A 24,362-nucleotide genomic window follows, 5' to 3' on the forward strand; every position below is an offset into this window, starting at 1 on the left:
CCTCGCACACCGGCTGAGGTCGACGGATGTAACTCGAAGGGATGTAATTCATGGCCAAGGCTTCTGCACGTCACATTCTCGTGCCCTCTGAAGACAAGGCGAATGAGCTGAAGGCTCAGCTTGGCGCTGGAGCAGATTTCGCTGAGGTCGCCAAGTCGAACTCCACCTGCCCGTCCGGGCGCCAGGGTGGTGACCTCGGTTCGTTCAGCCCGGGGCAGATGGTTCCCGAGTTCGACACAGTCGTCTTCTCCGCCCCCCTCAACACGGTCCAGGGGCCGGTGAAAACCCAGTTCGGGTTTCACCTCATCGAGGTGACCAGCCGCCAGGACTGACGCGATGGCTGCCTGTACAGCAGAGCTGTCGACGACCCGTACGCCTGCGCCTGCCTCTCTCACATCCGACTGAGGTGTTCCGCCAGGCATGACGCCACGGCCCGCCCCCACCACTGGGCCGGACGGGTGAACCGGACGGGTGGCCGGACGGGCCGTGGCGTGTGCGTCGCGTATCCCCTACGCAGCGCAGCAACTGAGCACCCCGAGCTGGACAGATCCACCGCGGAGCATGCCGCCGCCCTCGACGCGTACGCCGCCCGCGAAGGCCTGCGTGCGTCAACCGGTGGCGTGACGCATCGTCACCGGGGCGCAGCAGCGAGAACTCGGCGTTGCGGTCAGTGCATCAGGACTCGGCGAGGTAAGCCTGCGTGAGCTTCGCATGCGGACGCTCATGGAGGCCAAGGGCAAGGCCGAGACCAAGACCGAGACCGAGGACAAGGCCGTGGGCGGGCAGGGGAAGGCCGTGGGCAGGGAAAGGCCGCACTGTGTGCACTGCTTTGTCCTCTGTCCTCCGGTTTACCCTCTGCCCTCCGGCCCGGGCTCATTCGTCGGAAACCGCTTCCCGAAACCAGCTGCGGGCAATCCCCCGCCGGGGCGACTCGACGCCGTTCGAATGACCCGCGGAGCCAGCAATGGCCGTACATCGGGCCAGGTGCACACATGAGAACACGTGTTCGCTGTATACCCGTTACCCGGCCCTTCTCGGGGTCGTTTCTGGAGCACCTGTACCCCTCGCCCATCCATACGGAGGACGCCTTGGCGCTTACCCCTGTTCATGTGTCCGGACCGGCCGGAATCGAACGGCTCCGTGTTGGCGTGCCGCCGGCCCCCAGGAGAGGGCGCCGCCTTGACGCTGCAGCGAGCCTTGCGGCCGACGGGGCGTGGTCGGCATGAACAAGCCGCCGCAGGAATCCCGTACGGGCACCGCACGCACCTCGCGCAGCGGCCACGCCCCGTCGACCGAGCCGTCCGACCAAGACCAGCCCGCCCACTCCGCCTACTCCGCCCAGCCCGACCAGTCCGACCAGTCCGCGGAAAGAACCAGCGTCGACCTCGGCGCTTCGCCGGGAGACGGGGTGACGGTGCCCCAGCAGACCACGCGCCGCACCGTCGAGGGCGAGGACGGTGCCGACGGGGCGGAGATGCGGTACGTGGATCTGACCGGGAGCCGGGAGGCTGCCGGCAGGTCGATCCGGCTACTGGACATGGCCCGGCGCCTGCCACGGCTGGTCCGACGTTCCCTGGCACTGGCCTGGCGGGTGGACCGGCCGGCGACCGTGGGGCTCCTGGTCTGCCAAACACTGTCGGGCATCATGCAGGCACTGGGGTTGGTCGCGATCAGCGGCACCTTGACCGCGCTGCTGTCCGGCGGGGATGTCTTCCAGCGGTTGCTGGAGGCGTGGCCGTCCATTCTGCTCCTCGCCGGGGCCGCCGGTGCGCGAGCAGTGATGGGAATCGCCGTGAACTGGCTCTCCTCCCGGTTATCTCCGCTGATGACGCGCGAGGCCGAGCAAATGCTGCTCGACGGCTGCACCGAAGTGGAACTGAGCGCCTATGACGAACCGGACTTCAACCGCGACCGCGAAGCCGCCGACCGGGGTGCCCAAGTCACCGGGGATCTGATCAACGAGGGGCAGGACCTGATCGCCTCCGCCGCCTCCTTCCTCGCCGGCGCAGTCGTGCTGGCCGGCGTGCACCCGGTGTTGCTGCCGTTGCTGGTGGCCGCCAGCCTGCCGCAGGCCATCTCCCAGGTCAGCGCCGCCAGGGTGCGCTACCTGGCCAACCTGCGCAGCAACGGCGACAACCGGATGCTGTCCGTACTGCGCTGGCACATCTACACCCGGGATGCCGCCGACCAGATCCGTGCCGGGACCATGGCCTCCTTCCTCTCCGGCCGATACCGGCGCACGGTCTCCCGCATCAACCGCGAGGACCGCGCCGCCGCCGATCAAGGGGCCCGGTACTCCCTGGTGGGCGCGGTCTGCGGCGGGCTTGGCTCGGCGATCGTGTGGGCGGCGGTGGTGTGGCTGCTGGCCACCGGCCGCATCAGCGTCGGCCGGGCCGGCGCGGCCGTGTTCGCCCTGCAAACGGCAGGTCAGTCCGTGCGCGGGCTCGTCGCCATCGGATCCCGGGCTGTACGCACCGGGCTGTACATGGACGACTGGACCGGATTCTTGGACCGGGCCGGTGGGTTTCGTATGCAGCGCGGCACCCACCGCCCCGAACCGCCGGCGAAAATCGAGATCAAGTCGCTCTCCCACCGGTACGCAGGCAAGGGCCGCAACGCACTGTCCGACCTCTCGCTCACATTGCACCGCGGTGAGGTGACCGCGCTGGTGGGTCTCAACGGTTCGGGCAAGTCAACACTGTCCAAGCTGGTCAGCGGTCTGTATCTGCCGACCGAGGGAGAGGTGTTGTGGGACGGGGTCAGCACCCGGGACACCGATCCGCAGGCGCTGTGGCAGCAGGTGGCGCTGGTGCCGCAGGACTACGCCCGGTGGCCGCTGACGGCGCGAGAGAACGTCACGCTCGGGCAGCCCTCGCCGCGTGGGGATGCGGCGGTCCACGAAGCTTGCGAGGCCGCCGGTGCGGACGCCGTCATCGCCACGCTCGGCGCCGGTCTGGACACCCTGCTCGCCCGGGAGTGGCTCAGCGGGGAGGAACTGAGCGGCGGACAGTGGCAACGCATCGCGCTGGGAAGGGCCTTCTTCCGCGAAGCCGGGCTTCTGGTCCTCGACGAGCCGACCGCCAACCTCGACCCCCCGACCGAGTACCAGATCTTCCAGCGGCTGCGGGGTCTCGCGCAGGACCGCGTGGTGTTGCTCGTGACCCACCGCATCACCAACGTCGCCGTTGCCGACCGGATCGTGGTCCTCGACGAGGGACGCATCGTGCAGGAAGGCACCTACCAGGAACTCGCCCGCCAGCCGGGCCACTTCCAGCAGCTGCTGTCCTACCAGGTCACCTCCGACACCATCCCCGCCCGGAGCGAAAGCAGGCAGGACCCGGCCCCCGCCTGAGGCGCCCCGACGCGCAGTGCTACTGCGGCTATGGTCCGGGCTCGGTTCGTACGTTCCCCGTCGTACGTTCCCCGTCGTACGTCCCGCAGCCCGGACAACACCGAGTTCACCCTCTGCACCGACCCCGCCGAACGCACTGCCTTCCTGCAGCGAGTACTCACCGCCGGAAAGCGGAAAGCCGGACAGCCGGACAGCCGGCTGCGCGTGGTGCTGGCGCTGCGCGCGGGCTTCTTCGGCCGCTGTACCGAGCATTGGGACCCGGCCACCGCTCTCAACAACGCCCCCTCCTGGTGGGCCCGATGAGCGCGGCGCGGATCGGCGCGGAGCACGCCCCGCAGGGACAGGCGGCGCTCACTGTGTGACCGCACCAGCCGGCCTACCGACTGGCACGAGCCCCCTTGCGCCAAACAGCGTCGCTGCATCGCCCCACCGCCCCATCGCCCCATCACCCCCGCCGCTGAGCACACTCGGGATACGCACCTTCACATGGAACGCACCACTTCGGAATGTGCCGCTTCCGGACGCGCCGCTATGGAACGCACCGCTCCGGTAACTGGCGGCGCATCCCACATCGGGATGAGCCGCCAGTCAGAGGCGGCGCACAGGGGCAAGCACTCCGGCTGGCAGGGGGCTGCCGACCAGGACAGCCACACCCCCGACGAGCCACTTCCGCCGGCCGTCTCGTCCCCCGCGCCTCCGCAGCAGTGGTGGAAGCCATGCTCGACACCCGCGGCCCGGCCGTGCCACGAAGTCACCTGCCTGGGCCACTTTCCACACAGACGACCCGGCCGAGAGATAGGCCGGGCGGGTGGACGGACGGGCAGACGGACGGACGGGCAGACGGACAGGTCAGCGCAGTCCGGCGAAGAGGTCGTTCTCGGGTACGGCCGCGCCGGTGGCGTCCTTGACGCGTACGAAGGTCTCCATGCCCATCAACTCGCCGAACCTCTCCTTACCCATCTTGAGGAAGAAGATGTTCTCGCCCTGACTGGCGTGCGCGGCCAGCGCATCGAACTTCTGACCGCTGAATGCGGTGGTGTCCACCCATGTGGTGATCTCATCGTCGGGAAGGCCGAGCTCGGCTATCGCGGCGGCCTCGGCAGGATCCGGCTCCGGCATGTCCTCACCGAACTCGCGCATGATCTCCCCGAACCGCTGCAACCCCGACCGGGGCATCGTCGTCCAGTACACCTTCGGCGTCAGCTCGGTCGTCATCTCCAGCGCCGCCATCGTGATGCGGTGGGCCTGGATGTGGTCGGGGTGGCCGTAGAAGCCGTTCTCGTCGTAGGTGACGACCACGTCGGGTCGGTAATGCCGCATGAGTTCCGCGAGTCGGGCGGCACCTTCCTCCACAGGGGTCTGCCAGAAGGATCCGGGGGCGTCGTTGCTCGGCCAGCCCATCATTCCGGAGTCGGCGTAGTCCAGCATTTCCAGGTCGCTGATCTTCAGGGCCTCACAGCTCGCCTCGAGTTCTCGACGGCGCATCAGGGCAACGGCCGCCGGATCGTGTCCGGGGTCGCTCGGCTTCACACCCCCCGGCCCGTCACCGCAACCGCCGTCGGTACACGTCACGAGAACCGTGCGGATGCCTTCCGCCGCATACTGCGCAAGGATTCCTCCGGTCGAGGTGGCCTCGTCGTCGGGGTGGGCGTGTACGGCCATGAGCGTCAAGGGCCGGTCAGTCATGAAACAGTCCTCCTGCGGACATCCGTCTTGTTCCTGGTGCTCTTGTTCCTGGTGCACGGTGGGCGTACCGCGTCCCTGTGGCCCGGATCCTGGTCGGGCGGATGACCTCGTGGTCTCCGTATTCCCCGCCTGTGCGGCGCCGGTCCATCGATCGATGCAACCGTGCCGACCGGACCGGTTGTTCCCGGCGCGGCGGTGGCGGCCTTGGTTTTCCAGGCGCCGGCGTTTCCAGGCGAACGAGGTACGGGGGCGACCTGCCGTCTCAGAGCCATGTCGGGTCCGACTTTCTTCCGGCACCAGCCGCGGAATTTCGGCACGGAATTCAAGACCCTACAAGAGGTGTCGCTTCTCAATTTCCATGGCGCGTTCACGTAGTGCTACAGGGGCGCGGTATCGCTCGTGCTCGTGCCGACTCGACCGCGCCGACCGTGCGCGGGTCACGCGCCCTCGCGACGGATGACGCCACTCCGGTAGCTTCCTCGGTACAGACCGTGACGACCCTGGGGTGTCCAGTGGACCAAGGCGCAACCGATGCAAAACACCGTTCACCCATCGGAGACGACGGCCAACAACCCGGCCGCCCCATCCCGCCACCCGAGCCCACACCACCCCCAGCCCCGGAACGCCGGTGACGACGCACAGCGCCCCACCCGAGACCAGTCGGCTGCTCGCCGAAGTCGCCGACTGGCTCGGCCACCCCGTCCCACCCGAGTGGCAACGCGCCCTGCACCAAGTGCCCCGGCACCTGTTCCTGCCCGACCGGATCTGGCTCCGAGACGGGACCGGCGGCTACACCCCTTGCGACCGCAGCGCCTCGCCCGACCACAGCGCCTCCCCCGACCGCAACGCCTCCCCCGACCGCAGCGCCTCGCCCAACCGTTGGTGGCACGCCGCCTACAGCGACATCCCTCTGATCACCGCGCTCCACATGGAGGAGGACGGCTACCAGCAGCCGCTGTCCTCCGCCTCTGCCCCCGGCACCGTCCTCGGCATGCTGGAAGCAGCACACCTCGCCGACGGCCACACGGTCCTGGAGATCGGCACCGGTACCGGCTACCACGCAGCCCTCCTCTCCGCCCGCCTCGGCCCGGAGAACGTCACCAGCATCGAAGTGGACACTGCCCTCGCCGAGACCGCCCGTGCCAACCTCACGGCAGCCGGTCACACCCCGACCGTCGTCACCGGCAACGGCGCCCACGGACACCCGCCCGCCGCCCCCTACGACCGGATCATTTCCACCTGCTCCGTACGCGCCGTTCCTGCGGCCTGGCTCGCCCAGACCCGCCCCGGCGCCCGCATCATCACCCCATGGAGCAGCGCCTGGATCAGTTATGGCACGCTCGCCCTCACCCGGCACGACGACGGCAGTGCGAGCGGCCCCTTCGCCCCCTACGGCGCCTACATGACGATGCGCGGGCAGCGCCCGGACGTCGAACTCGAACGCGACCTTCTCCGCCCCGGGCAGAAGCCGGACCGTGCCATGAGCTCTCTCTCCCCCTGGCAAGTCGCCGGCGAGAACTACGACGCTCAGTTCGCCATCGGCCTCCGCGCCCCCGACGTGTGGCACTCCTGGGATACGGAGACCGACCAGGCCCACGTCCGACTGTGGCTCGCCGACGACGACGCCACCTCGTGGGCCGCCATCGACTACGACGGCCAGCAGCTCGATACCTTCGCCGTCCAACAGCACGGGCCACGCCACCTCTGGAACGAGATCGAAGCCGCACACAATGACTGGGTCCGAGCCGGCCGACCGGACGTCCACCAGCACCGCCTCACCGTCACTCCGGACGGGCACGGCAGCGTACGGCACACCGTCCGCGCGCGAGCAGCGACAGCAAACCCACCGCGACCGTCATCCTGACCAGCTCTGGGCATGCCAGCACGCCGCCTCGCTCTCCTGCGGCCGACCCCGCCTCCCCCCGCAGTCCCACGTGCCCTCCGCACCGTCGTGCAACAGATACAGGGCGCGCAGCGCAGGCGGCAGCGATACGCCAAGGGCCCAGGGGGATGGGTAGGGCGGCCGGACGTCCTCGCCTGCTGGCGCCCCGGTACGGACATACGGAGTACGGACGTACGGACGCTCCGCCTGCCACCGGGACGGAATGGAGTCGCGCACGGCCAGCCGGGTCAGCAGAGCCAGTAGGGCCGCGCCAAGAGAGGCCGTCCGTGCCGTCGACGCCTACGGTGGGCACAACGCACCCCACCGTCGACGCCTACGGTGCACAACGCACCCCGTTACGGTGGGCACAGCGCACCCCATGTACGTGTCGGCGGTTGAGGGAGTGGTTCCATGGCGGCCGCGAAGAGCCCGCTGCACGGCAGGACGGCAGTCGTCACGGGAGCAGCGCGCGGGCTGGGCCGGGCGATGGCCCGGGACCTGTCCGGGCGCGGCGCGAAGGTCGCCCTCCTGGGCCGCGAGGAACAGACACTGGCGGAGGTCCGCGAGTCCCTGCCGGGCGAATCCTGGTGCTGGGAGGTCGACGTCACCGATGACGGCGGGATGGCTCGGACCGCCGAGGAGATCCGCGAGCGGTTCGGGCTCCCTTCCGTCGTCGTGGCCAACGCGGGCGTGGCGGAAGGCGGCCCCTTCGCGGAGTCCGACCCTGCCACCTGGCGGCGGGTGATCGAGGTGAACCTCATCGGCAGTGCCGTCACCGCCCGTACCTTCCTCCCCTCCCTCCTCGCCACCCACGGATACTTCCTGCAGATCGCCTCGCTCGCGGCCATCGGCGCCGCCCCCATGATGAGCGCGTACTGCGCTTCCAAGGCCGGCGTGGAGTCCTTCGCCCACTCGCTGCGCGCGGAAGTGGCACACCGCGGGGTGGGCGTCGGCATCGCCTATATCAACTGGACCGATACCGACATGATCCGCGACGCCGACCAGCACGTGGTCCTACGGGAGCTGCGCGGCCACATGCCACCGCCGGCCCGCAAGGTGTATCCGGTGGCGCACGTCGCCGGCTGGCTGGTCGGCGCGATCGAACGCCGGCGGCCGGCGGTGTACCAGCCGGCCTGGCTGCAGGCGACCCAACTGGTACGGGCTGCCATACCGTCCGTCGTCACGATGCTCTCCCGCCGCGAGCTGCCGCGCCTCATCGACAAGGGGTCCTTCGACGCGACCGGCCTCCTCGGCGCGGGCGGCCGCGCCGACAGTATGTCGGGCGCCAGCAGCGCAACAGACACGCGTAGCTCGAGAGGCACAGACAACGCGAGAGGCACTGGTAGCGCGGGAAGCACGGGTAGCGCGAAAGGCACTGATAGCCCGAGAGGCGCTGGCAGTACCGGGCGACGTCCCGGATGACGTCCCTGTACGCCTAGAGCTACGGCGTCGGCATCACCGACCGCGACCACAGCCAGAGCTTCCCACCCCGTCCCGAATCCGCCGCGACTGCGCACCATGGCCGTGGCCGGCTGGCTTGTAGTCCTCCCCCGCGCCCAGAGAACATCGGTGACACCTGACACCTGACACCGTCGGACAGTTCAGCGTCTCCGGTCGTCAGATGCCGGTCATTCACAGCACTGTGAGGTGGCGTGGCGTCGAGTCTCCGAAGGGTGGATGCCGACATACCGCGTGAGGGACAGCGCGTCCTGCGGCTCGTCGACCTGGAAGGTGACGCGACACAGCAGGCTGCCCCCTCCAGCGCGGCACCCTCGCAGGCAAGGACGAAGACGAGCGAGAGCGAGGAAGGCGGACCGGGCGTTCCGTCGTCGGACGGGTGGAAGAAACACACGTCGAGATAGGCACGTGCGGCATAGGCACGTGCGGCCCGGGCGATGAGAGGAAGGGGCCGCTCAACATGGCGTGCGCTCTCGGCCAGATGGGCGTCGAGACGGGCTCGGGTGTCCGGGCCGATGCCGTAGCGTTCCCGGCCCCTCCTTGGCGAAGGCCGGCAGGTTGCGGAACGGGAGCGGCTGCGGTGTACCCAGTACATGCTGCTGCCAGCGTTGGAGCAGCTCGAACTTGCGGTCTCGTCTCGCCGGCCTCGCCGCTGTCGCCTCTCTCGCCGTGTAACGAACAGCGAAGTGTCCGGCATGACAGATACAGATCGAGATCGCGCTGACGATGACCGAGTTCCTCAGCTCATGCCTACCAATGCGATGAGTGGGGCCCGCCGTCAGATACGGAGGTCGCGCGGGAAGCCGGTCCAACGCAGTTCGGTGGGGAGGTGCCCCATGTCGTTGTAGAAGAGCACCGCCGCAGGGCGACCGGGCGCATAGCGGATGACGGTCAGTGCGGCATTGGCATGATTGAGGCCCATCCACCGCCACTTCGGCGCTTCGAGGGCGGCTCGCACGAGCCAGCCAATGAGGAAGTTGTGCGTGACGATCAGTTCGTGGCGAGGTTCGTCGCCGTCGACAGGGCCGGTGAAGCGTGCGAGTGCCGCCTGAGCCAGCTCTGGGCCGTTCTCGCTTTCCTCGGGGGGAAATTGGGAGAGACGAGCGAGCATGGCGTCCGCCGATTCCGGCGGCAATTCATCTCGCTGCGGCAGGTAGGGGATGTAGTCCCCGGCCAGCGCGGAAGGCTGCAGGGGAACGCCGTCGAGCCGCTCACAGATCAGCTGGGCGGTCTGCTCCGCTCGCGGAAGTGGGCCGTGCTGGACAATCGTGAGGGGACTGCGTCGAAGCCGTTCGCCCAGCAGTATCGCTTGCCGGCGTCCGTTGTCGGTCAGCTCACTCTCATCCCGTGACGCCTCGCCGTGCCGCGCAAGGTAAAGGTATCGGGCAGCTCTTCCCACCACAGCGGCTCCTCCGTCAGCATTTGCGATCTTGTCAACGCCTGGACGGACGCTGCCCTGCGCCGTGTGGTTCCGGCGCCGATGAACACCTCGCCCCCAGGCAACCGTCGGCGACGTATGTCGGCCTGCCGGCCTCCCCCCGTTCGTGCGACTCCTGCTCGTGAGCTGGCGGCGAGGCGGTAGGAGCCGGTGCCGGTTCTGACGCGTGACACAGCTACCCGACAAAGGGGCGGTGGCAACCTGACTCCCAGCAGCGTTCGGCCCCCGAAACCGGGAACACACTCTCCAGCACACCGCCTCTTGTCCGGCTCAACGTCGGCCGGCCACCGTCCCGCGCAAGGGGTGCCAGGTGTGCCCCTGGGGTGGGGAGCACGAGTCTCGCCGTCTCACGCCATGGTTGCGCCGTCGTGACCACGAAACCAAGAAGACGAACCAGCTACGCCCCGGGCCTTCGAGGACGCGGCCCGGCCGAGAACGTGCAGGTTGGCGGCGTCTGACACGCCGTGGCGACATCGAGGCCAGCGAGCCGAGGACGGCAATCTCCTTGGGGTCGACAGCCAACCCATCAGACGAAGCTGCTGCCTCCAGCGCGAAGCGGGAGCAGACGCTACTGCCGTGTCCAACATCGGCCGGCCATGGACACCGGCGGTGTCAGCTCACCTGCAGTCACCGCCCTCAGCACCCGGCACCCAGCTGCCGCCACTCAGCTCCCGGCACTCAGCTACTCACCACTCAGCTGCAGCTTGTCAGCGCAGGGCGACCGCCGCGCCCGTTCGTTCGGTGGCGATCTTGACGGCGAAGCCCGCCAGCGCGGTGCCCATCACATAGCGGTGCAGGCGCTGCCAGAGCGGGTGCCGGCCGAAGAACCCGGCGACGGAGCCGGCCGTCACGATGAAGAACGCGTTGCCTGCCACACCCACCGCGATCTGGGTCAGCCCCAACGCCACGCCCTGCCAACCGACATGGCCGAGCGCCGGGTCGACGAACTGCGGCAGCAGCGAAATGTAGAGGATGGCCACCTTGGGATTGAGCAGGCAGGTGAGAAAGCCCATAAGGAAGAGCTTGCGGGTCCCGTCCGGCGCCAGCTCCTGCGGCGCGAGGGCGGATCGGCCGCCCGGTCGGACGGCCTTCCAGGCCAGCCAGAGCAGGTAGCCCGCTCCGACCAGCTTGATCACCAGGTAGACCTCCGGCACCAGCGCGAAGACGGTGGCGATACCGGCGGACACCGCGAAGAGGTAGACCAGGAAGCCGAGGCCGACCCCGGCCAACGAGACCAGCCCCGCCCGACGGCCCTGGGCGATCGAGCGGGAGACCAGGTAGATCATGTTCGGCCCCGGCGTCAGCACCATGCCGAGCTCCACCATCGCGATCCCTGCTATTGCTCCCAACCCGACCACAACAAAACCTCCGTACATACGTTCGCCTGGTGGCAACCTAACAGCCCACGGCCACGTGCGGCTCAGCGTGCCGAACCGCAACAACCGTCACCTCACCACGCCAACACCCCAGCCGCGGTCGCCACCGGTCGTTTCGTCGAGATCGAACCGCGCGCTAACCTCCCCCTGCCGTCTCGAAAGGGTCAGCCCCCACCGTTCCCCTGTTGCGCTGCCACTGCCACTGCCACTACCAGTGCAAGTGCCACTGCCACTGCCGCTGCCGCTGCCGCTGCTAGCACGGCTTCCACAGTCGGCGCCGGTGCCAGGGCCGGTAAGGAGTGCGAAGCGCAGGCACTGGTGCGGTAGGACATCGCCGACCTTCGTACCGGGCGCCTGTCGCGTTTCGTGAGGCAGTACGCCGATACGCACGCCGTCCTGCGCATCGCCGCCGAAGACTACGCGGCGGACATGTCCGCAGATACCTTTCCCGGCCCGGAGCTCATCCCGGCCCGAAGCGCATCCCGGCCCGGAGCTCGCCTCCCAGCACCTCGGCACCGCCGCCGGCCAAGCACGTCAGCCAAGCCCGGGCGTGCAGGTACGGTTCGACCTCGTCGGTCGCCATCCCGTCACAGATCTTCAGGGCGGAGACGAAGGCCCTTCTGACGCCGTACCGGACGGCTTCGTTCGGGGCGCGTCGGCCAGCCGCTCGACGTGGCGCAGTGCGGCGGCGAATACGGCGCCGGTGTCGGGTGGTGACCGAACCGGTCTGCCGGGTCAGGTGTCGCGTCCGTCCGGCATGGTCTCGCTGGCGAGGCGTCCCCCGGGCCGACCGACGCGCGCGAGGCACATCGCAGCCCGTTGCGAGCCAGTGCCCTGCACGCCGTGCACGCCATGCAGGGGAAGACGGGCATCTATTCGTGTTGCTCAGGAGACCGTTGTGAAGAACTGAGTGCCGTCTCCTGCCGTTTGTGGAAAGGAGCTGACTTTCACGCCTCATCGGTGCCAAGCATGGTCACGTCAACCGACTGACCATCGGAGGGACACCGTTGTGAGAACGCGAAATACCCGCAAGGCCGGCTTAGTTGCGGTGGTGACCGCGGCATTGCTCATCCCGCTGACTGGTACGCCGGCACACGCCGACGGCGACGCCGGGGGAAACACGAGCGGCCGGACCGAGATCAAGATGGCACCGGTCAAGAAGATCACTGCCGACGCACCCAAGACTGCCGACGCACCCAGGAACGACGGGGCGACCGGGGCCCATCCCAAGGACGTGACCTGCGCGGTCAACCAATTCACCTTTGACCGCACCACGTCCTGTTACAGCGGGACCGGCACGATTCAGTTCAAGGACGCCTCTACGGGCCAGGTGAACGGCACCGCGCAGTTGGCGATGACCGTCAACGGCAAGCTCGATCCCCGCAATCGCCACAAGGCCGACTACACCGCGAAAGTCACCCTCTCTCGCCCCACCGTGCCGGAAGGCTGGCTGGGACAGGGCGCCGTGTCCTTCAAGTGTGCCACGTGCCGGGCCACCGGCGGTGGCTCCCAGCTCCTTACCCCCGGCACCACGCGCACCTATACGTTCTCCGTGGACTCGGTGGGCGAAGAACTGAACACCGATGACTGGGGCCAGCGCCTCAACATCACTTTCCCGCGCTACACGCCGGTCAATCTGGAGACCATCGCAGGCAAGGTGCGCTGTGACAACACACCGTATGTCAGCCCGCAGAAGGACGGCGGCTGTGTGTTCCCCCAGTACACCCCGACCTGGCAGGTCTCGGTGAGCGACGGCCGAGTGGCCGAGGTCGCCTGGCACATCGACTGGGCGCAGCGGAACCTGCAGCATCCGTGGGGCGCCCCGCACAAGGGCTATCCATTGCACCGCACGATGGATCCAGCTCTGCAGGAGGCGAATCGCAAGGTCTCCTGCAAGGGGGTACCCAAGCCGCCGGCTGATCCGGACGAGCCGGAGAAGTCCTGCGATGAGTACCCGTATGCCGCCTCGTATGAGGGCGCGAGCCGGAATCTGGACTACTCGTGCCAGTTCCTCAACGCCAAGCACAACAGCAAGGAAGGCAGTCTGAAGAAGGCGTGGCAGAACTCCCAGCGGGTCCTGGAGGAGGACGCGTTCTGGGTGGAGGTCGTCAAGCCTGCTGGGGCCGTCGCGCCGCCCCAGCCCCGCGGCCCGGTGGGCTGCGGCTCCAGCTGAGCGGCGCAATCCCCCTTTCACGAGGGTGAGGTGAGGGCAGGCTGCATACTCGGGGCCTGCCCTCGTCCCTGTCTGCCGGCCAACGATAGGAGCTGCCCGCGATGCCGACACTGCTTCACGAGGCCGCCGGTCGCCTGTTCATCAGCGACAACACCTTCCGTCTCTACGACCCCGATGTCATGCAGCACCCGGAGGACGACGGTGACTTCGACGCCACCGCAACCGGTCTGGTAGCCCTGACCGCCTCCGGGCCCCTCATCGTCTGCGGCACTCACCTCGGACAGGTCGAGGTCACCGCGCAGCTCTGGGATCGCGCACCCGACCTGAGCGGGGAGAACTCACAGGACAAGCACGACAAGCAGGACAGGCGAGACTGGCACGACAGGCGGGTCTGGCAGGACATCGCAGAGCTGACAGTGCCCTGGTCCGGCAACACTCTGGAAATCTGGGGCGAGGGCGAGCCGGAGATCCCCCTCCCCCTCCCCGGGCCCGGCACCTACCGGCTGCGTGTCCACGCCCGCCACCGCGATGCAGGCGAAGACCGCGACGAGAACACGCCGGTGGAGACGGTGCTCCTGCAACTCTGGCCTACCGAGGGCCCGCACGAACCACCGCTTGTCCACAAGGCCGACAGCACCACCGGCGCACTATGGCGCGAGGACCAGAAGGAAGAAAAGGAAGAATAAGAGGGTAGAGGGAAGAATAAAAGGAGGCGGAGGAATAGGAGGAATAGCAGAAGTCTCTGGCTCGGACCCAGCTGCACGGACTTCCTGGCTTCCTGGCCGATTCCGACGGCGGCCGAGCCCGCTGCGCACAGCACCTTGTGACGCCCCGTCACCTGCCTTCCCCCGCTCCTCACCCACTCCAACCTTTCTTTCGAAGACGCCAGGCCGCGGAGACGCCTTCGATTGATTAGTGGAGGGACGCCAGCGATGGGTCCGTGGTCGAGCCGGAACCATCGGCGGCCACCTCAGCTCCGTGCGCTGGGAAACCTCGTTCGGCCTGCGGTACGGAGGGCTTCTGCCGCCTTGTGATGCCCGGGTCCAGGCCCTTGGGGAGCGGCTCGTCTCCATTCAAGTGGGCGGAGCTCCACTCGCCGGCGGCGCGGGCGACGGAGCGTACGAAGGGCGGCAGGGCCTCCGGGCGGCGGAGTTGCTCGGTGGCGGGGGTACGGGTGATGACGCCTTCGGTCCAGGTGACCGTCTGTCCCTGGCCGCCGCATGCCGCGTGCTCGGTGGTGCCTCGGACCTGGCAGGCCAGGCAGGTGATCTTTGCGGTGCCCTTGCAGCGAGGGCAGGTGGTACGGCCACGGCCGCGGCAACCGGTGCAGGGCCTTGCCCACTGCGCCGCACCGGAGCAGTCGGCCGAGACTTCCTGGCCTGCGGCGAGGACCGCGCGGGGGTGGTCCCACTGCGCGGTGCCGCCGCAGGCCCGGCACGGGGTCGTCTCCCGGCATTCACCGCACGGCACGTCCGGCTCGCACGTCAGATGACCACGACCGGTACACCGTGCGCAGCTCACGGTGCCATTGCCGCAGGCGAATCGCCGCGGTAGTCGCGGCGGAGCACTGTCGCAGCACGACTACGCGAAGCACTATCGCAGCACGACTACGCGGAGCACTGTGGCAGCACGACTACGGTGGTGCCGTGCGGCGGGTGCCCTCGAAAACCATCATTGAGGTGGTGTACTCCTCACACTCCATGTCCCTCGCAACACCTGTCGTCGACACGCACGCACGTGATCGGTCGTCGTGTGAACTGTCGGGTACCGCGCATCGGTAGCCGATGCCGGCCTCGTGGCCGCTGTGGTGACCGGCCGTGCGCTCCGAGAGGCGACTGCAGGGCGGAACCACGTACGACCTCCTGGGCGGCCCTCACCTCATCGTCGTTCTCGAAGGCCCATGTACTGCCCGCATCGATAGACACGGGCGAGGACGGACCCGGACGGTCGGGCGTCTGATGAAACACCGTGTGTCGGGCCGGAGGATCACATCAGCTGTGCGGGGACGTCGGTAGGTCGGGATAACTGGCGCCTGGCCGGTGGCACGGCGGTAATCGCTGGATACGCTCCCGTCATGTCCGACTCAGCCGACGCCATCAGCCAGCGCAATGCCGAAGTGGTCCGCCGCTACCTTCGAGTGTTCGAGACACAGGACGTCGATGAGCTCGCAGAACTCGTCGCCGAAGATGTGCTTGTCCATGGAGCAGGCCGGAACGTACAGGGTCGACGCTATCCGGAGGCTGCGGTTCTGACTCCGGGCCTCTCCAACTGCCGTGTGCGGGTGGACGTCCTCTTCGCCGCTGAAGACCGCGTCACCGTGGCCTTCACCTTGACCTACCACCACGACCGCACCGGGCGCGACCTGACCATGACGGGCGTGAAGTCCTACCGTCTGAGGGAAGGCCGCATCGTCGAGTTCTGGGGCGAGACCGACCTGTACGGACTCCTTCGTCAGGCCGGGCTCATTCCCGAGCGGATTCCTCCCTTCTGAGAGACGGCGACCGGCGACGCGGATCGACTCCGTCATCCGGCGGCGTTTGTCGATGAGTTAGGGAGGTGGTCGGCCCGGGCCCCAGGAGCCGGGGGACGTTCGTCAGCCGAACAGGCCGTGACCGGTTGCGGTGTCTGTCAGCGTCCAGCCGTTGTCAGTGCCTGCTGGCAGGATCACCGGCATGACACCGTTGCTTCTCACCGACATCGAACGAGCCATCCGCAGCAGTTGGAGTGCCGAGACGTGCACGCCGGAGTTCCGATCGCGGTGGACCACGGACAATCCGGCCCGGGACCAGTGCGGGGTGACCGCCATGGTGCTCAATGACCTGCTGGGAGGGGAGTTGATCCGGGGAGAAGTCCACGTAAACGGAGAGCGCGTGGACTACCACTGGTGGAACCGCCTGGGGATGGGCGTGGAGATCGACCTCACCCGCGAACAGTTCGGGCCGGAGGAGATCGTCACGGAAGGCATGGTGATCGCCCGCCCGCCTGTGGCCGAGTGGAGCCGGCTCCGTGAGGAGTACGAGCTTCTCCGCAACCGCGTCGCGGAAAGGCTCAATCGGCAACAGGCAGCGGTCTCTGCGACCGCGTCTCGTCAGCCGTCTTGAAGTGGAACCGACGGGAGGGGGGCGGCGACATCCGTAGTCATCCATGGTCAAGGCATCGCCCGACGCTTTCGCCGACACTGTGAGCGAACTCGAGCCCGTCCTCGACGTCGACTGTGGCCCGGTTCCATGACCGCCTCATGCCGCTTCAGCGTCGCCTCTGCCATCGTCCTCGACCTCGGCCTCGGCCCCGGCCTCGATGAAGCGTCCCTCGGCGGCGTGCTCGACTGGTGGCCACTGTTCAACCTCCCCAACCTCCCTGGTGACATGCTTCCCAACAACCTCGCCCTGTTCGCGATACGCACCGAGGCCTACGGAGGAGTGGGCGAAGGTGGCAGGCGGAGGTGGAAGGCGCAGGCGGAGTCGGAGGCGGAGGAGTGGGCGCAGGCGGCACAGGGCCCGTATCGGAACACTGTGCCGCCACCGTCACCTACCGCTGTGCGTCGTTCGGACGCTTCTCTCGTGCCAAGCTGCCGCCCATCCTGCCGAGACGGTACTCGTGACTCGATCTCACCGCACTGTGAGGCGGCGTGCGCCCGACGCGGTCGATCAAGACAGGATCTCGATGTACCCGTTGGTTCCGTGTACGCGGATACGCTGCCCGTCGCGGATCAGTCGGGTGGCCTGTTCCACGCCCACGACGGCCGGCAGGCCGTACTCCCGGGCGATCACTGCGCCATGGGTCATCAGGCCACCTACCTCCGTCACCAGGCCCGCGATCCCGACGAACAGGGGCGACCAACTGGGATCCGTGTACGACGTGACCAGGATGTCACCCGTCTGAAGATCGGCGTCCGCCATGTCAAGGATGACGCGGGCCCTTCCCTCGATGGTCCCGGCGGACACCGGTAGGCCGACCAGGGCACCGGCCGGCACGTCATCACGCCGATACGCCCCGGTGACGGCCTCGCCATCCGAGGTGAGCACCCGGGGCGGCGTGAGTGCCTGGTACGACCGGAACGCGTCCTTGCGCCGCTGGATGAGTCGATCATCCACCTGGTGCGAGCGCACGACGTCGTGGAACTCCTGGAACGTCAGGTAGAAGACGTCCTCCTTCTCCGAAAGCACTCCTGCCTGCACGAGGCGTTCGGCCTCCGCCAGCAGAGCCTGCTTGTAGATGAAGTAGCGGCTGACGATGCCGTACTTCGGGTACTCCCGGTACCCGATGAAGGTGCGGACCCGGTCGATCATCCGCTTGGTCTCGTCGGCCTTCTGGTCCCCGTCCGGCAGGGCCCGCAAGCGTGAGAGTACGTCCCGTTCCTTCTTCAGCGCTTCCTGCCGGCCTTCCTCGAAGCGCCGCTGGGCAGCGCCCGGTGCGAAGTTCCTGACGTTGTCGAGGATCACGGGTACGAGTGTGGTGGGACGCTCGCGCCACCGCGGCCTCGTGATGTCGATCTCGCCGACGCAACGCATGCCGTACCGGTCGAGGTAGGCCTCGATGGCGTCACGCGCTTCGGCCCCGCCGGCAATGTTCGCCAGTTCCTCCAGGAAGTCCTCGTCCTTGACGTCCTGCAGGAACGCCACCACCTCCGCATGCGGGCGGACCACGTCCGCGACGTCGAGCAGCGCCAGTCCCATCTCCGAGGTGATGTTCCCGGGGGCGGACAGTGTGAGCGTGTCAGCCGCGTTCTTCTCGATCTCGCCCAGCCACTCCTGCAGATGGTCGTTCAACCACCACGTGGCCTCCATCCCCGCCATGATCGCCTGGAAGCTCAGCGGATCGCTGAGGACTCGCTTGTGCTCGGCGAAGGCCTCCAGCAGGAAGTCGAACAACGCCGGCCCGGTCTTCGTCCGGATGTCGCGCTCCAGTGCGGCGATGGACGCCTGGCTGCGCTCGATCAGCTCGGTGACGACGGCCGGATCGTTCTCGATCGGGGCGGATGCGCCACCGACCGTCGGCTTGCCAGCCTTGCCAGGGGTGCCAGGGGTGCCAGACTTGCTAGACCCGACACTCCTGGGAGCGCCGGGAGGCCCGCCGGGGCCCGTATCCGGAAGCGACAGGACGAAATCTTCGCGGTCGAGGACGGTTTCCAGCGCGTCCCTGACCAGCGGATCACCTCTCCCCATGAGGTCAAGGAGGCCAGCGCGGCTGGCGGGCGAGGCCAGGCGCCGGGTGACATCGACGAACAGCCTCCCGCCGGCCTCGTGCATCGGCACCATCGCCGTCAGCTGCCACACGGAAAGCCCGAGGGGTTTCATGGGGTCGGTCATCATCTGCTGATGGCCGACGGAGACGTAGATGTGATTCTCCCGGTCGTCGACCTCCGGGATGGGAAACAGCGTCGTGATCGGACGGGTCTGCACGATGCGAAAACCATCGTCGACCAGGCACCACTCGATGTCCTGCGGGCGGCCGAAGTGTGTTTCGATCCGCCGCCCGAGCTGCACGAGCCGTACGACCTGCGCGTCCGTCAGCGTCGGCTGCTTCTGCCGCTGCGAGTCGACCGCCACTTCCTGCGTACCGCCGGACGGCAGGGCGTGCACGGCACGCTGTTTGGCGGCGATGGTCTTGCCGACGACCTCGCCGTGTCGCACTGTGAAGACATCCGGGTTCACCAGGCCGGAAACCAGGGCCTCACCGAGCCCGAAGCCGGCGTCCACGGTGGCGACGTTCCGGTTGCCCGTGACGGGGTCGGCCGTGAACAGGATGCCGGACGCATACGGAAACACCATCTGCTGCACGACCACGGCCATGTGCACCGAACGGTGATCGATGCCGTTCTGTTGGCGGTAGATCACCGCCCGCTCGGTGAACAGTGAGGCCCAGCACCGGCTGACGTGCCTCAGGATCGCCGTCCGCCCCACCACGTTCAGGTACGTGTCCTGCTGGCCGGCGAAGGACGCCGTCGGCAGGTCCTCTGCCGTCGCGCTGGATCGCACGGCGTAGGCGGCCTGGTCGCCGAGTCGGGTGAGAGTGCTGGTGATCGCCGACGCAATATCTCCCGGGATGGTGATTCCCTCGATGGTTTCTCGGATCTCCGCGCTGAGCGTCCGGATCGCCTCCCGGTCATCCGGGTCCAGGCGCGACAGCTGATCGAGGCGAACGTCGATCGACGGCTCTTGTGCCAGGGTCTGCCGGAAGGCGTCCGTCGTCACGCAGAAGCCGGCCGGCACGTCGACGCCGTCGATCCGCGACAGTGCGCCCAGATGCGCGCCTTTACCACCGACGACCCCGCCGATCCCGCCAATCTCGCCGTTCTCGCCGCTTCCGACCCGAGCGTCACCGATCTCGCCGCTTCCGACCCGAGAGTCACCGATCTCGCCGCTTCCAACCTGAGACTCGCCGATCTCGCCGATACCGACCTGAGACTCGCCGATCTCCTCAAGGCCCAGCACGTACTGATCGATCACTGCGACACCTCCGAGGCCGTCCTGCTCCGCTGCTGCACTGCGCTTGCCGATCGAACCACCGATGCGACCGTCTCCCCCGAACCTGCTGCCGTCCACGTCCGTGTCTTCGACCTCGTTCCCTCTGAAGAATCGACCGGCCGCTCGGCATGCCGCCCGAGCGGCGCACACACCCGCGCCCCCGCCCCGAGCGCCCGCGACCGCGCCGCCGACGCGACCACTGGTCGGACGCCATCGCGTCCCTCGTTCATCGACAAGTACGTCGACAAGCACGCCGACGAACACATCGACGAATACATCGACAACAACACACGCACGGTGTGTCCCTCATTTCCCCAGGTTGAAGCCTCGGCCGATGATTCTGCGGCACCCCCTGGGCCTTGCCGCAAGCCCCCCGGTGCGCTATAAGTTGAGAGTGGCAAGGAGAGTGCTCTCCTTGCCTTTATCTTTATCGTGCCATCGTCCGTGCCGCGTCGTGGCACTTCACGGAGTCGCACGAACTGCTCTTCGTCCATCTGGGCGGCCTGGCGGTGCGAGAGGCTCTGCGCTGCGCGGCGGAAAACTGCCAGCCGGAGTTGATCGAGACCCGAGTGCGCCCGTTGTTCCAGCGTCCGGCCAATGCGCCGTGGGCTCCGCCCTCACCGGCTGTGCCCACCTCCGCTGGGGCCGGAAGCCACCTTCGAGGAGGAGAGGGCATCTCGCACCACTCACGGCGGCTGACCGAAGTCAGCCGAGGTCGGCCGAAGTCGACCGAAGTCGGCTTGGGCGAACTGCTCCCCCGCTCCGGCAGCCGCCCTCCTTACCCTGCCCGCGGCATCGCCGAACTGCAGTCCCCGCCCCGCGTACGCCTCCGCCGCCTTGCTACGGATGTTGGGACACCGACGTGCTCTGATCTTCGCTGCCCTCGACGCACCCGTGGCCACAACCTTCCTCGCTCACCAGTTGCAGCTCCCTCCCTCCTCGGTCTCCACCCGGAGGGGGCTGGGTAGACGGAAGACGCGTTCGTGCAGTGCGTGCGCTGAGGCAGCGTGCCGTGCGGGGCGGAGCGGGGGCAGTGGATCACTGTGAGTGGGCCGTCTGCGGGTGTCTGGCGGAAGAGGGTTGCCGGGTGGGGAGGACGCTCCGGGCCTCGGTGCGTGGGGAGGCCTCGGTGAGCAGGCCGTTGATGCGGCTGGCGAAGTCGGGGCCGGGGGTGGGCAACTCCACTTCGGGCCAGCGCAGGTAGCCGGCGGCGACGGCCGTGGGGATGTACGCCATGAGTTCGGCGACGGCCGAGGAGCGGGGGCGAACCGTGCCCTTACCGAGCCGACGTAGAACTTGCAGGATCGTGGTGGTGGAGGCGTTGGTGATCAAGGAAGCCAGTGGCGAGAAGGAGGAGGGAAGGCCAGGGCCCTTGTCCGGGTCGATGGCCGTAACCGGGTCCGAGGCCGAAGCCGAAGCCGGGCCCGGGTCCGAAGCCGGATCCGAGACCGGGTCCGTATCCGAGGCCGGGCCCGGGTCCGAAACCGAGCCCGAGACCAGCTTCGGGTGATGTTCCTGTGGGAGAACGTCGGGCGGGAGCTGGGTGTCGCCGATCTGGCGGAACCACCAGCCGGCGAGGTCACCGTCTCCCAGGGCCAGGTGGTGGAGGTGGAGGCAGTAGGCGGCGGCGGTCTCTCCGGCACCCGCGGCGTACTGCCACCAAAAGCGTGCGCCGTCATCGGTACCGGTCAGCTGCAGGACGCAGGCCAGTACCAGCGCACTGCGCGGGCCGGGGACCTGCTCGGTGACGAAGTCGGTGACCGCGGTGCTGGGGGTGTGGATGACGAGGGTTTCGCACAGTGCCCGCAGGTCATCGGCAGCCGTGCTGGACGCACGGTCCGGCAGTGGCCGGGCGTCGGTGGGTACGGTATGGGGCGATGTGGTGGTGGGCGGGACGGTGTCGCGGGGCATGTGGCGCTCGCGCACCAGCAGGGCCCGGGAGAGCATGTCGTCGATGCGAGTCATGAAGTGTTCCCTTCGGTCTCGGACGGCGGGCAGAGGACGCTCTCCAGGAAGATGCCTGCGTAACGCTCGTCGGACTCCACTGCGGGCAGTGGGATGCCGAGGAGGGCAGAGGCTTGCTCGGGAGTGAACCCGCACAGTTTGCGTAGCACCATGACGTCGAGCTGGTGGTCGGGCAGGCGGCTCATCGCCGTGAAGAGTTCGAGGCTTTCTGTCAGCTGGGTGATGTGGCCGGTCACGGTGGTCTGGTCGTGCAGAGCAACGGTGTCGAAGGCGGCCCTGGCCAGCTCGGGACGACCGTCCAGGTGGGGTGTCTTGGACATGACGGTGGAGCGCAACACCTGCCAGGCGAAACGCCGGATGTCGGGGCTGGAGAGGGCGTCGTTCCAGCGCAGCCAGAGGATGTCGAAGGTGTCGGAGACGGCGGTGTCGCGCTGGTCGTCGTCGAGGAAGACCTGGGCGTAGCGGCGGTAGTCCGCCTCAGCCAGTTCGCGGAAGGCGCGGTGGTCCAAGGGTGGGGCCGTGGGGGTGAGGGTGAGGGTGGGTTTCTCGCTACAGCCGTCAACCCACTCGCGACTCTTGTGGGCTTCCAGTGCTGCCTGCCGCCAGAGCTGGTAGAGGGGCCAACCGGGCATTTTCAGCTCGGTGGACAGGCTGAGGACGATCTCCCAGCGCGGGTACAGCCCGACCCCACGCAACAGTTCGGAGAGCTTGGACTTGGCGAAGCGGATCCGGTGGCTGAGCTCGCTCAGGGTGAGCCCGCTGCTGAGGTAGGTGGCGCGTATGGGCTCCAGCCAGACGCGGTGGGCGCTGCCCACGGTGTCCGCGATCGGCCCGAGCTTGCGGCCGGGCCGAGAGGGTGCCGGTTCGGCGGGCGACGCCGGCGGCTCGGGAGGCGTCGTCACGGGGCGTCGTCCTCCTGCTCCGCGGCCGGCGACACGCGGCGTCCCGGCGCCGAGACGCCTCGTGCGCGGGCGGCGCGGATGATCTGCGCCACGGGCACTCCGAGGGCCGGTGCCAGCGCGATGGCGGCGGTCACCTGACCGGCGGCCACCATCGCCACACTCCAGGCGAATACCGACACGATCGCGGTCACGGTGATGACCGTTATCTGCCTGTTGCTCATACGACTCCCTTGTCGTTGATGCTGTCGATGTCAGCCCTGTCCACGGCGGTCCGTTGGGCATCCGCCGAGAACCCCCGGGCGGGCGGGTGCCGAACCGCCGCCCGAGAGGTGAAACAGCATGCATGAGACGGGAGTTATGACGCCACGTGATCATGGCTTCACGCGCATTCACGGAACAATGGCGGTCACGGAACGCACTTCGGACGCCCCGCGATGACCGATTCAGGGCAAGTCGGCGCCCCCTTCGGCGGAAGTTCCCGGTTCTTCTTGCATTTGTGCGTCCCACCCCCGCCAATGGGATGAGGCGCCCTTGGGTGTCAGCCTTGCCCGCCCCCGTGCCGAAGATTGTTGGGGACGTGCAGCACCGCTCTCGCCTGGCCGGTCCTAACGGCCAGGCGAGAGCGGAACGGTCCGCAGGACGGCGAGAGCGCTACGGTCCCGCAGAACGGCGAGAGCGCTACGTTCTCGCCGGGCAGCAGACAGCAGGACCGTAGTCCACAGCACTGACAACGCCCCGAACACCGCCGCGCCCGCCGCACCCACCGTGCCCCACCACCCATCGCCACCCACCACCACCCGCCCCCCTTCCCTCTCCCCCATCGGCGGTCGATGTCCGTTGTCAGTGCTCGATGGCACTATGCCGATCATGAGTCACAACATCGCTTACTCCACCGCCGACCAGGCCGACGTCCTGGGCTTCCTGGGGAGCAAAGGCAAGCTCACGGCCGACCAGCACCGTCGTCTCGACGGGATGCGCATGGACGCCCAGGCCCATCAGGAGGACCTGGACCATCAGAGGGTCGACTGGGGCCTGTCCATCCCCGATGCGCTGGAACATCTACTGGCCGGGCGGACCGACTCCGATGCCCACTGCGCGGGCAATGCTTACCACTCCGCGTTGCAGCACATCATCGACCACAACGCCTCCGATTCCGACCACTTGGGCACCTACTCCAAGCCCGCGACGTTCTTCGGCCTGGTGGATGAGGAGATGCAACGTCTCGGCGTGCCCACCGACTTGCTGCCGTACGGCTACCTCTACGGCGGGCTGCCCGACGCCTTCCCGTATCTCCCGTCCTCCGTCGACGGCTACCCGGCCATTGGACACCTGCCGCTCGCCAAGGCCAAGCCGGCCGCCGATGCCTACCGCGCCGTGCTGGACCGGCTGAACCCCGACTTCCGGTACGACGTGCAGGAACTCATCGAGAAACTGGAATTCGAGCACACCGAGTGGGAGTACGCCACGAAGAACATCAGCTGGTACACGCAGGACACCCTCTTCTTCAAACTCACCTGAAGCTGCCAGCTCACCTGGAGTTGCCAGCTCGCCTGGAGCTGCAAACTCACCTGGCGGCCACCGCGGGCAACCGCTGAGACCGCGGCAGCGTCAGGCGTGAGCTCTTAGAACTCCTAACGAAGTATTCTTCGAGCTGGTTGGATCA

The 24,362-nt window shown here is 67.9% G+C and carries 17 protein-coding genes; 10 read left to right on the top strand and 7 right to left on the bottom strand.

What is annotated here, in order from left to right:
* Nucleotides 1-50: 50 nt before the first annotated feature.
* The 3 genes from IF20_RS31390 to IF20_RS31400 all read left to right on the top strand — a co-directional run bounded on the left by IF20_RS31390 (nt 51) and on the right by IF20_RS31400 (nt 3,655).
* Nucleotides 51-332 carry a peptidylprolyl isomerase gene (locus IF20_RS31390; protein WP_052868780.1) on the top strand — a complete coding sequence of 94 codons (282 nt, stop codon included), beginning with the start codon at nt 51-53 and terminating at the stop codon, nt 330-332.
* 1,142 nt (nt 333-1,474) lie between these two features.
* Nucleotides 1,475-3,352: an ABC transporter ATP-binding protein gene (locus IF20_RS31395; protein ID WP_052868818.1), complete on the top strand. Its 1,878-nt coding sequence runs from the start codon at nt 1,475-1,477 to the stop codon at nt 3,350-3,352.
* A gap of 30 nt (nt 3,353-3,382) precedes the next feature.
* Nucleotides 3,383-3,655, top strand: a complete 273-nt coding sequence (locus tag IF20_RS31400) for an nSTAND1 domain-containing NTPase (protein ID WP_052868781.1) — start codon at nt 3,383-3,385, stop codon at nt 3,653-3,655.
* Between the two features lie 546 nt (nt 3,656-4,201).
* On the opposite strand, the gene IF20_RS31405 is transcribed toward IF20_RS31400, so the two are convergent.
* Nucleotides 4,202-5,038 carry a PIG-L family deacetylase gene (locus IF20_RS31405; RefSeq protein ID WP_052868782.1) on the bottom strand — a complete coding sequence of 279 codons (837 nt, stop codon included), beginning with the start codon at nt 5,036-5,038 and terminating at the stop codon, nt 4,202-4,204.
* Nucleotides 5,039-5,666: 628 nt separating this feature from the next.
* Here IF20_RS31405 and IF20_RS31410 point away from each other — a divergent pair.
* Both IF20_RS31410 and IF20_RS31415 read left to right on the top strand, forming a co-directional pair.
* Nucleotides 5,667-6,902, top strand: coding sequence for a methyltransferase domain-containing protein (locus tag IF20_RS31410; RefSeq protein ID WP_234426894.1), 1,236 nt, complete (start codon nt 5,667-5,669; stop codon nt 6,900-6,902).
* A 429-nt stretch (nt 6,903-7,331) separates the two neighbouring features.
* Complete coding sequence (locus IF20_RS31415) at nt 7,332-8,342, top strand: SDR family oxidoreductase (protein WP_199896837.1); 1,011 nt, start codon at nt 7,332-7,334, stop codon at nt 8,340-8,342.
* A gap of 814 nt (nt 8,343-9,156) precedes the next feature.
* Here the strand turns inward: IF20_RS31415 and IF20_RS31420 are convergent.
* Together IF20_RS31420 and IF20_RS31425 are read right to left on the bottom strand one after the other, a co-directional pair.
* A complete protein-coding gene (locus IF20_RS31420) occupies nt 9,157-9,780 on the bottom strand; it encodes a histidine phosphatase family protein (protein ID WP_110944713.1) in 624 nt (207 codons plus the stop codon).
* Between the two features lie 743 nt (nt 9,781-10,523).
* Nucleotides 10,524-11,174 carry a LysE family translocator gene (locus tag IF20_RS31425; protein WP_052868783.1) on the bottom strand — a complete coding sequence of 217 codons (651 nt, stop codon included), beginning with the start codon at nt 11,172-11,174 and terminating at the stop codon, nt 10,524-10,526.
* Nucleotides 11,175-12,243: 1,069 nt separating this feature from the next.
* On the opposite strand from IF20_RS31425, the gene IF20_RS31430 reads away from it, so the two are divergent.
* From IF20_RS31430 to IF20_RS31450, 4 genes are all read left to right on the top strand, one after another.
* Nucleotides 12,244-13,365, top strand: a complete 1,122-nt coding sequence (locus IF20_RS31430) for a hypothetical protein (protein ID WP_199896838.1) — start codon at nt 12,244-12,246, stop codon at nt 13,363-13,365.
* A gap of 101 nt (nt 13,366-13,466) precedes the next feature.
* The gene (locus IF20_RS31435; protein ID WP_052868785.1) at nt 13,467-14,051 is read left to right on the top strand and encodes a hypothetical protein; all 585 of its coding nucleotides are present in this window, start codon (nt 13,467-13,469) and stop codon (nt 14,049-14,051) included.
* Nucleotides 14,052-15,439: 1,388 nt separating this feature from the next.
* Nucleotides 15,440-15,856: an ester cyclase gene (locus tag IF20_RS31445; RefSeq protein ID WP_052868787.1), complete on the top strand. Its 417-nt coding sequence runs from the start codon at nt 15,440-15,442 to the stop codon at nt 15,854-15,856.
* Nucleotides 15,857-16,037: 181 nt separating this feature from the next.
* The gene (locus tag IF20_RS31450; RefSeq protein WP_052868788.1) at nt 16,038-16,466 is read left to right on the top strand and encodes a YunG family protein; all 429 of its coding nucleotides are present in this window, start codon (nt 16,038-16,040) and stop codon (nt 16,464-16,466) included.
* 546 nt (nt 16,467-17,012) lie between these two features.
* On the opposite strand, the gene rph is transcribed toward IF20_RS31450, so the two are convergent.
* The 4 genes from rph to IF20_RS31470 all read right to left on the bottom strand — a co-directional run bounded on the left by rph (nt 17,013) and on the right by IF20_RS31470 (nt 22,920).
* Nucleotides 17,013-19,652 carry a rifamycin-inactivating phosphotransferase gene (gene rph, locus IF20_RS31455; protein WP_052868821.1) on the bottom strand — a complete coding sequence of 880 codons (2,640 nt, stop codon included), beginning with the start codon at nt 19,650-19,652 and terminating at the stop codon, nt 17,013-17,015.
* A 1,218-nt stretch (nt 19,653-20,870) separates the two neighbouring features.
* A complete protein-coding gene (locus tag IF20_RS39480; protein ID WP_052868789.1) occupies nt 20,871-21,797 on the bottom strand; it encodes a hypothetical protein in 927 nt (308 codons plus the stop codon).
* On the bottom strand, nt 21,794-22,699 hold the full coding sequence (locus tag IF20_RS31465) for a sigma-70 family RNA polymerase sigma factor (RefSeq protein WP_052868790.1): 906 nt from the start codon (nt 22,697-22,699) through the stop codon (nt 21,794-21,796). The genes IF20_RS39480 and IF20_RS31465 overlap by 4 nt, the downstream gene beginning before the upstream one ends.
* The gene (locus IF20_RS31470; RefSeq protein ID WP_052868791.1) at nt 22,696-22,920 is read right to left on the bottom strand and encodes a hypothetical protein; all 225 of its coding nucleotides are present in this window, start codon (nt 22,918-22,920) and stop codon (nt 22,696-22,698) included. Before IF20_RS31470 ends, IF20_RS31465 begins: the two co-directional genes overlap by 4 nt.
* A gap of 646 nt (nt 22,921-23,566) precedes the next feature.
* On the opposite strand from IF20_RS31470, the gene IF20_RS31475 reads away from it, so the two are divergent.
* Nucleotides 23,567-24,217 carry a DUF7691 family protein gene (locus IF20_RS31475; RefSeq protein ID WP_052868822.1) on the top strand — a complete coding sequence of 217 codons (651 nt, stop codon included), beginning with the start codon at nt 23,567-23,569 and terminating at the stop codon, nt 24,215-24,217.
* Nucleotides 24,218-24,362: the final 145 nt, after the last annotated feature.

Origin of the sequence: Streptomyces niger, from assembly GCF_000718305.1 — a bacterium.
Taxonomy (GTDB): Bacteria; Actinomycetota; Actinomycetes; order Streptomycetales; family Streptomycetaceae; genus Streptomyces; species Streptomyces niger.